This window comes from Herbiconiux ginsengi (assembly GCF_900107435.1).
GTDB lineage: Bacteria > Actinomycetota > Actinomycetes > Actinomycetales > Microbacteriaceae > Herbiconiux > Herbiconiux ginsengi.
The window spans coordinates 290,584-303,870 of record NZ_FNPZ01000001.1; the positions used below are offsets into that span (position 1 = coordinate 290,584).

General features: G+C 67.8%; 13 protein-coding genes. 11 read left to right on the forward strand and 2 right to left on the reverse strand.

What is annotated here, in order from left to right; all coding sequences use genetic code 11:
• The first annotated feature begins 7 nt into the window (after positions 1-7).
• The 4 genes from BLW00_RS01395 (at position 8) to BLW00_RS23245 (ending at position 3,818) form a co-directional block, all read left to right on the forward strand.
• Positions 8-610, forward strand: coding sequence for a GDSL-type esterase/lipase family protein (locus BLW00_RS01395; RefSeq protein ID WP_245741178.1), 603 nt, complete (start codon positions 8-10; stop codon positions 608-610).
• Complete coding sequence (locus BLW00_RS01400) at positions 610-1,476, forward strand: fumarylacetoacetate hydrolase family protein (protein WP_092548125.1); 867 nt, start codon at positions 610-612, stop codon at positions 1,474-1,476. The genes BLW00_RS01395 and BLW00_RS01400 overlap by 1 nt, the downstream gene beginning before the upstream one ends.
• A gap of 1 nt (position 1,477) precedes the next feature.
• Positions 1,478-3,556 carry a beta-galactosidase gene (locus tag BLW00_RS01405; protein ID WP_092548128.1) on the forward strand — a complete coding sequence of 693 codons (2,079 nt, stop codon included), beginning with the start codon at positions 1,478-1,480 and terminating at the stop codon, positions 3,554-3,556.
• 103 nt (positions 3,557-3,659) lie between these two features.
• Entirely contained in the window at positions 3,660-3,818 is a 159-nt protein-coding gene (locus BLW00_RS23245) for a hypothetical protein (RefSeq protein WP_175494078.1), read from the forward strand.
• Positions 3,819-3,836: 18 nt separating this feature from the next.
• On the opposite strand, the gene BLW00_RS01410 is transcribed toward BLW00_RS23245, so the two are convergent.
• The gene (locus tag BLW00_RS01410; protein ID WP_092548131.1) at positions 3,837-4,709 is read right to left on the reverse strand and encodes a CPBP family intramembrane glutamic endopeptidase; all 873 of its coding nucleotides are present in this window, start codon (positions 4,707-4,709) and stop codon (positions 3,837-3,839) included.
• Between the two features lie 261 nt (positions 4,710-4,970).
• On the opposite strand from BLW00_RS01410, the gene BLW00_RS01415 reads away from it, so the two are divergent.
• The 4 genes from BLW00_RS01415 to BLW00_RS01430 all read left to right on the forward strand — a co-directional run bounded on the left by BLW00_RS01415 (position 4,971) and on the right by BLW00_RS01430 (position 7,488).
• Positions 4,971-5,510, forward strand: a complete 540-nt coding sequence (locus tag BLW00_RS01415) for a hypothetical protein (protein ID WP_139256572.1) — start codon at positions 4,971-4,973, stop codon at positions 5,508-5,510.
• A 9-nt stretch (positions 5,511-5,519) separates the two neighbouring features.
• The gene (locus BLW00_RS22770) at positions 5,520-6,125 is read left to right on the forward strand and encodes a DUF5677 domain-containing protein (RefSeq protein WP_139256573.1); all 606 of its coding nucleotides are present in this window, start codon (positions 5,520-5,522) and stop codon (positions 6,123-6,125) included.
• A 725-nt stretch (positions 6,126-6,850) separates the two neighbouring features.
• Positions 6,851-7,147 (forward strand): type II toxin-antitoxin system Phd/YefM family antitoxin, encoded by a 297-nt coding sequence (locus BLW00_RS01425; protein ID WP_092548140.1) that lies wholly within the window; start codon positions 6,851-6,853, stop codon positions 7,145-7,147.
• 8 nt (positions 7,148-7,155) lie between these two features.
• Positions 7,156-7,488, forward strand: a complete 333-nt coding sequence (locus BLW00_RS01430; protein ID WP_245741179.1) for a hypothetical protein — start codon at positions 7,156-7,158, stop codon at positions 7,486-7,488.
• 145 nt (positions 7,489-7,633) lie between these two features.
• Here BLW00_RS01430 and BLW00_RS01435 read toward each other — a convergent pair whose 3' ends face one another.
• Positions 7,634-10,081 carry a hypothetical protein gene (locus tag BLW00_RS01435; protein WP_092548142.1) on the reverse strand — a complete coding sequence of 816 codons (2,448 nt, stop codon included), beginning with the start codon at positions 10,079-10,081 and terminating at the stop codon, positions 7,634-7,636.
• A gap of 126 nt (positions 10,082-10,207) precedes the next feature.
• On the opposite strand from BLW00_RS01435, the gene BLW00_RS01440 reads away from it, so the two are divergent.
• The 3 genes from BLW00_RS01440 to BLW00_RS01450 are packed head-to-tail and all read left to right on the forward strand — an operon-like array spanning position 10,208 to position 13,283.
• Entirely contained in the window at positions 10,208-11,302 is a 1,095-nt protein-coding gene (locus BLW00_RS01440; RefSeq protein WP_139256575.1) for an enolase C-terminal domain-like protein, read from the forward strand.
• Positions 11,299-12,132 (forward strand): amidohydrolase family protein, encoded by an 834-nt coding sequence (locus BLW00_RS01445; RefSeq protein ID WP_175494079.1) that lies wholly within the window; start codon positions 11,299-11,301, stop codon positions 12,130-12,132. The genes BLW00_RS01440 and BLW00_RS01445 overlap by 4 nt, the downstream gene beginning before the upstream one ends.
• Positions 12,132-13,283 carry a GDSL-type esterase/lipase family protein gene (locus tag BLW00_RS01450; RefSeq protein ID WP_175494080.1) on the forward strand — a complete coding sequence of 384 codons (1,152 nt, stop codon included), beginning with the start codon at positions 12,132-12,134 and terminating at the stop codon, positions 13,281-13,283. The genes BLW00_RS01445 and BLW00_RS01450 overlap by 1 nt, the downstream gene beginning before the upstream one ends.
• Positions 13,284-13,287 lie beyond the last annotated feature (4 nt).

Here is a 13,287-nt window from a genome sequence, read left to right on the forward strand (position 1 = left end):
GATGCGAGTGGCACAGAATCTGGTCTTCATCGGAGACAGCATCACCGAAGACGGACGACGGATAGACGATCCGTACGACCTCGGAGTCGGCTATGTGGCGCGCGTGGCACGTCGTCGCGCCGAAGCCGGCTTCGAGGAGCGCGTGGTCAACACCGGCATCGGCGGCAACCGGGCGGTCGACCTCGCGGCCCGCTTCGACCGCGACTGCCTCGCGCACGATCCCGACGTGGTGTCGATCCACGTGGGCATCAACGACACCTGGCGCCGCTACGACGGCGGCGAGGCGACCTCGACCGAGGCGTTCGAGGCTTCGTACCGCGACCTGGCGACTCGGGCGGCGGATGCCGGGGCGCGCCTCGTTCTGATCGAGCCGTTCCTCCTCGCCATCCGCCCCGAGCAGACGACCTGGCGCGAAGACCTCGACCCCAAGATCGAAGTGGTGCGCACGCTCGCGCGCGAGTTCGATGCCCAGCTCGTCGCGGCCGACGTCGCGTTCACCCGGGCGAGCTACGAGCGCGATGCGGCCGGGCTCCTCTGGGACGGCGTGCATCCCACCGACGCCGGACGCGAGTTGTTGGCACGCACCTGGTTCGAGTCGGTGACGATCTGATGCGGGTCGCGAACCTCGACGGTCGCGCGGTGCTGCTCGGCGACATCCGCGTACTCGACATCGCCTCGGCGAGCGCCGGCCGGTTCTCGGCCGACCCGCAGTCGGTCTACGCCTCGTGGAGCGAGCTGTGCGAGTGGGGCGAAGGGATCGATGTCGACCGGCACCCGCGTTCGGTCGACGTCGACCGCGCCACGCTCGCTCCGCCGGTGCCGCGGCCCGGCCAGATCCTCGCCGTCGGGCTCAACTACGCCGAGCACGCGGCGGAGTCCGGGCTCGAGCTGCCGCAGCATCCGCTGGTCTTCACGAAGTTCGCCTCGAGCCTCACCGGCCCCGACGCAGTGGTGCAGCTGTCGGGCGCGCGCGTCGACTGGGAGGCCGAACTCGTGGTCGTGATCGGGACTGGTGGGCGCGACATCCCGGCCGGGGAGGCCTGGAACCGCATCGCCGGTCTCACGATCGGGCAGGACATCAGCGACCGCGACGTGCAATGGTGGGGCGCATCCGCGCAGTTCAGCCTCGGCAAGTCCTTTGAGGGGTACGCGCCGACCGGGCCAGCGGTGGTGAGCGTGGCCGAGATCGAGGCCGGGCACGACCGCGACGACCTGCGCGTGAGCTGCCGCAGCATCGACTCCTCCGGACAGGAGCGCGTGCTGCAGGACGGCCGCACCCGCGACATGATCTTCACCGTTCCGGCGATCGTCGAGCAGCTCTCGGCCATCGTCGAGCTCCAGCCGGGCGATCTCGTCTTCACCGGAACGCCCGCCGGTGTCGGCCAGGGGCGCACCCCGGAGGAGTTCCTCACGCCCGGGCTCACCCTCGTCACCGAGATCGACGGACTCGGGTCGATCCGGCAGGAGTTCGCCTGACATGCTGCTCGGGGTTCAGTACTACCGCCCGCCGTCGCCCGACCCGTCGCTGTGGGAGCAGGACATCGCCGACATCGCCCGGGCCGGGTTCGGCACCGTGCAGCTCTGGCTGATCTGGGGCTGGGTCGAGACCACGCCGGGCGAATTCGAGTGGGGCGACTACGACCGCCTCCTGGATCTCGCGCACGCGAACGGTCTGACCGTCGTCATCAGCACGATCGCCGAGATGCAACCCGCCTGGCTGCTGCGGCGGTATCCGGATGCCGCGATGGTCGACCATCTGGGCCGGGTCACGCCGTCGACCACGCGGGTCGAGGCGCAGTCCGGGGTGACGCCGGGTGGCTCGATCGACGATCCGCGGGTGCTGGGGCACATGCGCGACTTCCTCGACGCGGCCGCGCGCCACTTCGCCGGTCACCCGGCGCTCGTGGCGTGGGACTGCTGGAACGAGAACCGCTGGGCGATGGAGGGCGACGGCTACCTGGACTACAGTCCGGCCAGCATCCGGGCGTTCCACTCATGGCTGAGGGAGCGGTACGGCGACCTCGAAGGTGTGGCGCGAGCGTGGCGGGGGCGGTTCGCGACATGGGAGGACGTGCAACCCGGCCGGAAACCGGGGCTGCCGTACACCGACCTCGTGGCGTTCCAGCGGTTCCTCACCGAGCGCGCTGCCGCGCATCTGCGCTTCCGGCGCGACACGATCCGTGCCGCCGACCCGGCGCATCCGATCTCGGCGCATTGCGGCGAACCGTCGGTGAACTCGGCCGGCAGCCTGTTCGAGCAGCCGCTGTCGCGCGGCAACGACTTCGCGCTCGCCGCCGAACTCGACGGGTACGGATGCTCCAGCTTTCCGAACCTCGAGGGCATGTCGATGCTCGACCTCGGGCTGCGCATCGAGGCCACCCGAAGCGCCGCCGGTGAGCGGCCGTTCTGGCTCGCCGAGCTGCAGGGCGGCGGCGGCCGGCTCGGCCATCACGTGCTGCCCGCGGTGCGGGCCGACGAGCAGCAGCGCTGGCTGTGGAACGGGATGGGGCGCGGCGCGAAGGGCACGATCGTCTGGCAGTGGCGCGACGAGGTGCTCGGCCGCGAGTCGGGCGGCTTCGGGTTCTCCGGCGACGACGGGCACGCGCCGGCGCGCGCGGAAGCTATGGCGCGCACGGCCTCGCTGATCGCTGCGAACGAGGACTTCCTCGACGCGTACCGGCCGGAGGCGGCCCAGGTGGGAGTGCTGTTCCTCCCCGATACGTATTACCTCGAGTGGGCGCAGGATGGCAATGATGGTCGACAAGTGCGCGAGAGCATGCTCGGCTGGATGCGGGCGTTCGAGGAACTCCAGTTGCCCTACGAGGTGCTCGACCCCGACCATCTCGATCGGCTGGACGACCTGAAGCTGCTGGTGCTGCCCTGGCCGCTCAGCGTTCCGCCGGCCGCGCTTGCGGCCGTCGCAACCTGGGTGGAACGGGGTGGACTCCTGCTCACCGAGGCCGATCTCGCGGCGTTCGACGAGGAGGCGTTCTACCACCCACCCGGCGAGCGCACCACGTCGGCCCTCGGCCTGCGGTCGCTCGGTCGACGCGAGTTGCCCGCATCCGCAACCCTCTCGCTGGAGCTCGACGGCGTGCCGTTCGTGCTGCCGGCCGCGAGCTGGCTCGAGCAGTACGACGAGACGGATGCGCGGGTGCTCGCGCGCGACACCGGTCGCCCGGTCGCACTGGAGCGTTCGATGGGCGCGGGTGCCGTTGTGTCGGTCGGCAGCTTCCTCGGCCTGGCGCACAGTCGCGCGTCGTCGGCGGAGGTGCTGCGGTTCACCGAGCACCTCGTCGAACGCGCGGGTGTCGCGGTCTCGGCGCGGGTGCCCGGCACCGACGGAACAGCTGTGCAGTGGCGCCGCGGAACGAGCGGCGACTGGTCGGTGCTCTTCCTCATCGGCGCCCCGCACAGCGAACACTTCGTCGACATCCCCAACCTCGGCGAGGTCGTCGAGATCGAGGAGCTCATGGATGGCCGGGCCGCCGTCGTGCGGCAACGCCTCGTCGTCGGCCTCTCAGCCTGGGGTGTCGCGGTAGTGCGCTGGCGCTAGCAGCCTTGGGCGACACGGCTCGTCTTATTACCGCGGCACGAGGCGAGGACATCGATGCAGTGGTTTGCGCGACCCTGCGCGAGTACGTGGAGGCGGTGGCGGGGTGAGCGCGCACGAGCGCTTCGGCAACCGGTTGCGGCGGTGCCGGCACTGCGGCATCCGAGTGCCCCGCGGGGAGATGATCTACTACCACCGGGCATGCTCCGAGGACTGCGCCGACGAGCTGTGGATCAGGGAGAAGTTCGACCCGTTCGTCGGGTGAGAGAGCGCGAGGGGCGGGTCAGCTTCCGGGTGGCGGGGGAATCGCCGGTGTGCTGACGGCGGGTCGCTCTGCAGCTGCCCGCATCCGCTGGTCGAACTCACGGCGCGACGATCGCCAGCTCACCGCCGGCAGCACAGCGAGCACGTACGCATTGTTGAGCGCGTGCAGGACTATCGGCAGAACGATGTCGCCGGTCACGAAGTAGATGTACGTGTAGGCCACGCCGGACAGGCCGGAGCTCGCGACACCTCCCCACCCCTGGTAGCCGTGCAGCAGGGCGAACATGGCCAGCGAGAAGATCACGCTCACCCACAGGTTGGCGCCGGTCTGCAGAAGCAACGCCGGGATACCGACGCGGAACATCAGCTCTTCGGTGATGCCCACCACGATCGAACCGAGCACGCCCCGGGTGAACAGTTCCGCTACCGATCGGGGCAGATGCGCGGTGATCGCCGTCTCGGGGGGACGGAAATACTCGGTGATCGGGGTGGTCGCCGAGCGCGTATAGTGCCACACCACGAAACCGAGGGTCTCTGATCTGCGCACCGTGCGGCGCCAGAGCAGAACAGCTTTCGCCGCGGCCAGCACGAGCCCGGCGGCGATGAGTGCGGCGAGCGGCAATCCTCCGGTGGCGAGCGTCTGGCGCCCCCAGGCGACGAAGGGCCAGTCGCCCGCCTTCGCGAGCATCGGTTCGATCTGGTGGCCCGCCAGCCGGAGGATCACGAGGAACGACGCGAGGAAGCCGGCTATCCGAAGAGCGATGCCCGCCATGATCGTGACTTGACGGCGGGCGAGCGACATACCGGGGCGCAGCCGCACCCACATCACCGGGATGATCGCCACGACCACCAGTAGGTAGGCGAAGAAGAACTGGGCGGCTTCGGGCGCCATGGCGCTATCGCCCCCGGTTCTCTTCGCGCATGTCTCCCCCAGCCGAGCGTGAACGTAGCCGGGTGAGGTGAACCGCCGGAAACACGCTCATTGGAACGTGGTTGTCGATTCCCTGGCATCTGCGCAACCCGCTGAGGGATCTCGGTGATCAACGACTCCGAGCTGACCAGATTGCATCCGGGGTCGGCACAGCAAGAGGTGTGCTTCCATCGCTACCGGCGAGTAGTTCGGTCGAGGCGATTGAGCCGCGATAATCAACAGATGAAGATCGCTTTTGCAACCGCGTGCGCCGCCTTGCTGGCGTTCACTCTGTCCGCCTGTTCGCCGACGGCCGGTCCCGCTGTAGAACCCACGATTTCACCGAGACCGTCCCCAAGTTCGTCGTCGGAGGCGCAGTCGGACGCAACTGGGGCCGTCTGCCCTCCCCCACCCATTGATGTGGCCATCGCCTACGCGCTCTCATCCGATTCGTCGGGCGGAGTCACGATCGACGCTACCTCGAACCTTCCGGACGGTTCCGAGTTGAATGCGAGCTTCTTCGTCGAGGACGGCTTTTTCGCTCAGGACGAAGGCGTCCTCAATGATGGGCGCATCTCGTTTGGGCCGTTCTCAAACAAGGGCACTCCGCTCCACGGAAGCTACGACCTGTCAATCACGCTCCCTATTGCCCGAAATCAGCCTGGACCAGTCCAAGCATGCATCGGCGATGCGGGGCAGAACCTCTCAGGCACTCTGGTGTCCATAGACGAGATTTCCGGCGACAAGTTCGCATCTCTCGATGCCGTCGTCGTCATCGATTGACAGTCCACAGTGACCGCAGACTTCGAGTTCGAGATCGGGGCGCAGCCGCCAGTCGCTGACTCAGCATTCGAGGACTTCTGGACCAACTTCCGCAGTGAAGTGAACTGGTCGAGCTCCAATTCGACCACTCGAACCGAGCTGAGGACAATGCTGTCCGAGAAGTACAGGTCGGGTTTTGAAGCGACGGATCTCATGCATTCGACAGCAGAGGAGGCAGTCAACTGGGCATCTGAGACGGTGCATGGCGCATTAGACGAGACGCCCGAGGATGACGCGTTTGCAGAGTACATTAATCTCCAGGTCGGACTCGGGGGGCGAGCCCTCCTGGCATTCGACGAGGTCGGATGGCTGCTGCGCGGCGGCTACCCACAAGGCGCGTGGACACGCGTACGAACCATCCACGAACTGTTCGTCGTTGCTGCAACCCTTGGGCTGCATGGAATGCCAGACGGAGAACATCCGGAATTGGTCGCACGATACGTCTGCCACCATCAGGTCTTCACCCCCTCAGTAGCGAGAGATCTGAGCGCTGCTAATCCTGAGGTCGCATCAATACTTGACGACGAAGTGCGTCAGGCCCTTCACGCGAAGAGGCAGGCTCTAACAAGCCAGTAGGCAAAGAGTTCGCCGGACCGTGGGGCTGGGCTGCACCGATTCTCCCGAACGGGAACCCGTCGTTCAGCGCACTCAGCAAGCTGGTCCTTCCCGACTTTTCCGTGTTCTACCGAATTGCAAGTGCACATTTACACGCCAGTTCTGAGGGTCTAAACGACGCTTTGAGACATCAGGACCTCCGCATAAAGTATGTCTACGCTGGGCCCGAGGACGGCAACTTGGCAGCCCCCGCCGTGGTCGCATCCGGGCTTCTCATGGGCGTCCTTGGTGCAATAGTCCCGCTATCCGTCACGATGTCACCTACAACCAACCCGATCACCGACGGTCGCTACATCCTTGGCGCACTGACGCGAAGCCATCAACAGATATCCGACGGAATGTCGGCAGAGCGCAATCACGACGAAGTTCCGCCTCAATATGGCCGGGTCGGGTCGGACGAGGCCCGTGATTGGTGAGCAAACCTACAGGTCGATCAGCTCCAAGAACGTCGGCTCAGTCACGATCTCAATCCGTTGGCCCGAGATCGCAAGGTCAATAGCGCGCTGAACCTTTGAGCTCAACGTAGACCCGGGCTTGAGGGTGGCGGGATCGAAACCGCCCATGACGGCCAGCGATGTCTTCTTCGTAAAGTTCGACGACAGATCAGATGCGGTAGCGTCGAGATCGGCAGCCTTTATGTGGGTAAATATGTACAGAATTACGAGTAGTTCATATACGCTTGCGGCATGTCCATTTCAGATGTGATGCCCGTTGTGATGCCGAGTGGTGAGCTCCGTGAGAAGCTGCCCGCGGTTCTCAAGCGGTTTCGTGCTGAGCACGCTTCTGCGACCCCGGTGATTTTCGGTTCTCACCGAAAGCCAGAGGCCGTTGTGATTCCGTTCGAGCTGTACGCCCAACTGCTCCCGGCGATCGAGGACCTCGAGATCGCTGCCACTGTGCGCGAGCGGGCTGCTGCAGGGCCGGCGGTTCCGCTCTCGGGTATTGCTGAGCAGGTCGGCTTGAACCCCGCTGATTTCGAGTAGTGGCTCGCGTGCTCGGCCTGACGGCCCTGCCGGGCTTTCAGGACGACATTGATGCTCTGCCCAATGTGGCCACTCGTCAGATGGCGGTGAACATGCTTCTGCACGTTCGTAATGGGGATGTCCGCGGCATTGCGTTGGACGATCGCGCGTCAACGGGTGATCTCGGGGACTGCTTCAAGCTCTACTTCGATCCGGACGGATCCGACAAGCCGCGGTTCCGGCTCGTCTATCGGTTCACGCCAAACGAGGTCCAAGCCGTCGCGATCGAGGCCGTTGCCGTCGGGCGCAGGCAGGGGCTTGACGCTTATCTGCGTGCTGCAGAGCGGCTCGGCCGGCTATGAGGGTGGGCGGACGATCTCTGTCTCCTCGAATCACGAAGCGCGATAGCGGCGATCAACAGTTCCCCTCGAGGGCTTGGCATTCACTGAGTGCCCGAGCCGGTCGAGGGCCCTTTTTTTGGGGTCAGGTCCGCGCCAGTCGAGCCGTCTATCGATTCTCGGACCAGCTCACGATGATCGAGCCGGTCACGTGCTCGAGGGCGAGGCGGCCGTCGACGACGTCGGCGGTGACGTCGCGGGAGGCGACCACGTCGCCGATCAGGTTGAGGGCGGCCTGGTCGTCTCGCACGAGGATGACGCGGGTCGCGTCTCGGGGGACGGTTATGGTGACTCGCGCATCCGTGAAGCCGGTCGCCTTCAGGGTTCGGCTCATCGAGTACGGGTAGGGCGAGAGTTCGCGGCAGGTGACCGTGGCCGCATCCTGCTGGTGCATGAAGACACGGGCCTCCGCGTGCAGGGTTTTGCCGAAGGAGTACTCGGTGTGGCCGTCGGCGTACCAGCCCTCGAGGCCGGTCAGAACCGGCGCGCCGAGAGGGAGTCGGTAGCGCGGGCGGGTGGTCGTGTCAGCCAGATAGCCGTTCAGCCAGGTGGCGTTGCCGTTCTGGTGCAGCGACTGCACAGCGGCGCGCGAAGCCGCATCGCGGCGGATGAAGCGGCACGACACACCCAGCTCGCCGAGCACGCGGCCGAGTATGGCGCCCGCCTCTTCGAACTCGCGCGGGTCGAGAGGGCGGGAGTGGCGGAAGCCGTGGTCATCCATCGGCGCGCGGTCGAAAGTCGACGAGCCTCGCACCCACGCCGATGAGCCCTGCCGGGTGGCGTAGGCGCGCACGTCGGCGCCCGAGCGTACCGATGCCAGTACCGTCGCATCCGGTTCCGCGATCTCGCGGATGGCTCCGCCCGACAAGGTCGACGAATGGCGCAGGACGCGGCGCGCCGGCTCGTCGGCGATCGCGTCGGCGTCGGCGTCGAGAGCCGTCTCGAGCTCCAGGTCGCCCTCGATCCCGTCGGCGAGGGTCAGGCCGAGCAGGCGGCGCCCGCGGTCATCGGCGCGATCGGCCGGTCCGTAGGCGAGCACACTCGCGCCGCGCGCGGTCAGAGTCTCCAGCAGCTCGAGCACCGTGCCGCGCAGCGCCCTCGTCGGCACGACGAGGATGCGGCCGTCGAGCGAGCCCGCCGCCACCGCAGCCGAGAGCATCCGCGTCGACGCCACCGTGTTCACCGGTGCACCGGCGTTGATCGCGGCCGTCAGGTACCAGTCCTCGAAGTACGGATGCCGCACCGACTCCGGGTCGGCGAGCGCATCGTCGGCGTACTCGTCGAACGGGTAGACCCACACGACCGGCCCCGCCTCATCCGGCGCCGACTCCAGAGCCCGCAGCACATACCCGCTCACCTCCCGACCCGCCCGCGGATCGAGCCCCCCGCGCTCGGTGTCGATCGAGAGGAACTGCACGTCCGACGCGGTACGCACCCGCCCGCGGTCGTCGAGCCGCGAGACGCTCAGCGGCAGGTAGATGTCGAACGGCTCGCGGTTGTAGAAGTCCCACCACGGGTTCTGCCAGAACCACGGGTCGTTGACGTAGAAGCGGAAGAGGAATCCGTCGGACGGAACCTCGGCGATGCGCGAGAGATACCCCGACATCTCGATGCCGAAGTCCTCGTTCAGCGGTCCCCAGGGCGAGTTCGGGGGCGGATTGCGGAACACCCCGGCTGCGTAGATCTCGCGAGTGGGTACGGCGTCGCCGCCCAGGTCGATGCCGGTCGAGAAGTTCGTGCCCCGCACTTCGACGGGGAAGGGGCATTCGCCGAGGAAGGTGCGCCAGAACTCCAGCAGGGTGGCCGAGACGGATGCGACTCGCTCCGAGAGGAACTCGTCTCCGTTGTAGGTCTCGCCGAGCGGAGTCCACGAGTAGGCGCTGAAGCCGAAGCCGTTGGAGAGCCAGAGGTAGTCGAAGCCCATCTCGGCCAGGTACGACGCGGCCTGCCTGCCGAGGAACACGCCGAACGGCGTGCCCTCCGGAACGCCGTCGGGAAAACCGGCGAACGATCGCTCGTCGGCGTGCAGGACGGAGTTGGCGCGGATCATCCGGATCAGCTTGCCGAGACGCTGCTCGTCGTCGCCGGCCACGATCTCCGGATGCTCCTCGTACTTGAAACGCGAGGTCGCGAACTCCGGCCCCGGGTCGAACGTGGCGCCCACCGTCACGGGCACCCCGAGCATCCGCTCGCCCACCCGGCGGATCGCCGCCACCAGACGACGGATGTCTCGGTAGCGGAGGGGCGGCACATCCGCCCGGAAGGGCTGGGCGGTGTTGTCGGGCGTGACCGTGTGCGAGTAGGGGTCGTACTCGGTGTTCGAGAAGCCCACCGAGTTCGCCCAGGTGACCTCGCGGTCGAAGTCGAGATCCCACTCCAGGATCTCGCTGCCGTCGGCGATCCAGAGCAGAACGGCCGCCGATCGCGCGGCGCCGACGAGATCGCGCCACTGGTCGAACATGATGGTGGCGGTGGCCTCGAGATCGGCTTCGCTCCAGGAGGGGAACGGCTTCAGCGAGGTCTCCAGTCCGACTCGCTCGAGGCTGCGGTGACTCATTCGAACTCCCGATCTGCGGTGGAGAGATCCACCATTCTGTACGCTAGTCTTGCAGGTTGAACTTTCTGCTGGCTTTACGTTAGCATCGCTGTGCAGCCCCACGAGGAAGTCGGAACCGAGGAACCTGTGCAGATCCGCAACGTCGCCGTCGTCGTGGCGCCCTTCTCCGGGGGCACCTGGCTCGACGAGAGCCGGGTGTCGACCCCGCTCTCGGGCTACCCGGAGTTCGCCGAACGCCGCAGCAGCTGGCGCGGACCGGGCAGCGACCTGGTGTGGGTGCTGATCGAGACCGACGATCCCGCCGTCTTCGGCGTGGGGCAGAGCCGGGGCGGCGTGGTCACGGCCGCGCTGATCGAGAGTCATTTCCGTGGACTGCTGCTCGGCCGGGAGGCCCTCGACATCGAGACGCGCGCGGATCAACTCCACCGAGCCGCCCTCCCCTACGCGGCCGGCGGCATCTCGTCGATGGCGCTCTCGGCGTGCGAGCTCGCGCTGTGGGATCTCGCCGCGCGCGCCGCCGGAGCCTCCTTGGCCCACCTGCTCGGTGGGCGCGAGCGGCCGCTCCGTCATTACCTCACCTGCCCCGAGCCGCAACTGCTCGACGACGTCGATCCCGATCTACTCGGGGCGAGCGCCACCGTCAAGGTGCCCATGGCCTACGGCCCCGCGGATGGCAGCGAGGGCCTTCTCGCCAATCTCGCGCGGCTCGACGACACCCGTGCGCGCGTGCCGGCGCACGTGTCGCTGTCGGTCGACTGCTTCATGTCGTGGGATCTCGAGTACGCCACCGCGTTCCTGCGCGACGCGAGCGATCATCGCCTCGGCTGGATCGAAGAGCCGCTGTTCCCCGATGACCTCGCGGGGTATGCGGAGCTCCGCCGCCGCCAGCCCGTGGCGGTCGCGGGGGGCGAGCACCTGTTCGGTCTCGTGGAGGCGGAACGATTCCTGCAAGCTGAATGCGTCGACGTCATCCAGGTCGACGTCACGTGGTGCGGTGGGCTGACCACGGCCCGCCGGGTGGCCGAACTCGCCGATGACCGTGGCGTCACCTTCGCGCCCCACGGCGCCGCGATGCATCCGTGGGCGGTTCACCTGCTCTCGTCGCTCGGGGTCGACAGCCTCACCGAGGTGCTCCTCGGTCTCGGCGGCGTGCCCGGGCAGCCACGCGCATCCGCAGGCCTCGGCGTGGGCATCGATCCGGCATCGGTGGGCCTGCGGTGATCGTCGACGCCCATTGCCACCTCTGGCGTCGCTGGCCCTACCCGTCGACGCCTCCGCCGGGCGCGGCCACGGCGACCGCTCTCGTCGGCGAGATGGCGGCGAACGGGGTCGCTCGGGCGTTCGTCGTCGCAGCCGCCATCGGGGGTGAGGATGCGCGCACGCAGAACCCGCACAACAACGACGACGTCGCCGAGATGGTGGGCGAGCGTCCTTCAGCGTTCCGGATGTTCGCCGACGTCGATTCCCGCTGGTCGCCCTTCTACCATCGCCCGGGATCGGCCACGCGACTGGCCGAGGATGTCTCGCGCACCGGCGCACACGGCTTCACGCACTATCTCGGCGACGCCGACGACGGCTGGTTCGACACCGCGGAGGCCGCGGAGTTCTTCACCACCGCGGAGGGTCTCGGGCTGGTGGCGAGCGTACATGCGCCCCCGGCGTGGCACGCGGCGATCGGGGCGCTCGCCGAGCGGCACCCCGACCTCACCCTCCTGCTGCACCACCAGGGCCTGGCGACCACCGACGAGGACGTGGAGGCGTTGATCGCCCTCGCGAAGCATCCGCGCATCGCCGTCAAGGTGTCGGGCTTCCGATACGTCTCGACGACGACCCCGCCCTACGCCGATGTGCGCGCCCGGCTCGTACGGGTGGCGCTCGCGTTCGGCGCCGAGCGCCTGGCCTGGGGCTCCGACTGGCCCGTCTCGACGCAGCACCATAGCTATGCCGATGCGCTCGCGTTCGCCGACGACGCGCTCGCGTTCTTCGACGCCTCCGAGCGCGACCAGGTGTTCGGCGGAACGATCCTCGCGCTCTACCCCTGGAGGTCATGATGCTCGCCTTCGAGATGTCGCGTGACGACATCCGCGCCGCGGTGCGGGGCACCGCGTTCGTCGACGAGACCGAGGCCGGGCTCTCGCCCATCCGTCTGCCGCACAGCATCCGGCAGCGCGGCGGTGACGAGTCGATCGAGCGGATGGCGGCGCAGACCGCCGGCGTGCGCCTGGAAGTACTTACCACGGCGAGCGTCGTGGCGATCGAGGCCGTTCTCACCAGGAGCTTTCCGGCGGCGGTGCCCGACGATGCCCGACCGGCCGTTCTCGTCGCTGTGGTCGACGGGCGGGAGACCGACCGCAAGGCGTTCCTGAACGGCCCGATCCTGCGCCAGCTCGACGCCGGCCGCACCGAGCGGATCGACGGCGCGGTCGCCATCGCCGAGCTCTCCCTCGGCGAACCCGCGACCCGGCCGCGCGTGATCGAGATCTGGCTGCCCCAGGTGAGCGCGACGGAGATCCACAGGGTGAGCGCCGACGCCCCGCTGCACCCGTCTCCCACCCGCGCGCGCCCGAGGTGGACCCACTACGGCAGTTCGATCAGCCACTCCGCCGAAGCCGACGGGCCCACCCGCACCTGGCCCGCGCTCGCGGCACTCGCCCTCGACTGGGATCTCACGAACCTCGGGTTCGGGGGTCAGGCGATGATCGATCCCTTCGTCGCGCGAGTGATCCGCGACCGGCCGAGCGAGCTGATCACGCTGAAGATCGGCACCAATCCCATCAACGCCGACGCCCTGCGCATGCGCACCTTCGTTCCCGCGGTGCACGGGTTCCTCGACACCATCCGTGACGGGCAGCCCGACACCCCCGTCGTCGTCATCTCGCCGGTGGCGTTGCCGATGCACGAGACGACGCCGGGGCCGACGGTCGTGGGGCCCGACGGTCATCTGACGGGCACGCCCGACGCGGGCGACCGCCCGGGCGTGCTCACGCTCTCGTACGTGCGGCCGACGCTCGAGCGCATCGTCGGCGAGCGCGCCGACCCGGCGATGCACTACCTCGACGGGCGCCGCCTGCTCGGCCCCGACGACACCCATCATCTGCACGACCGGTTGCATCCGGATGCCGAGGGCTACGTGCTGATGGGTGATCGATTCGTTCAGATAGCGCGCCACGCCGTGTGGGCGCCGCGGAATCCCGGAGAGTGAGCAG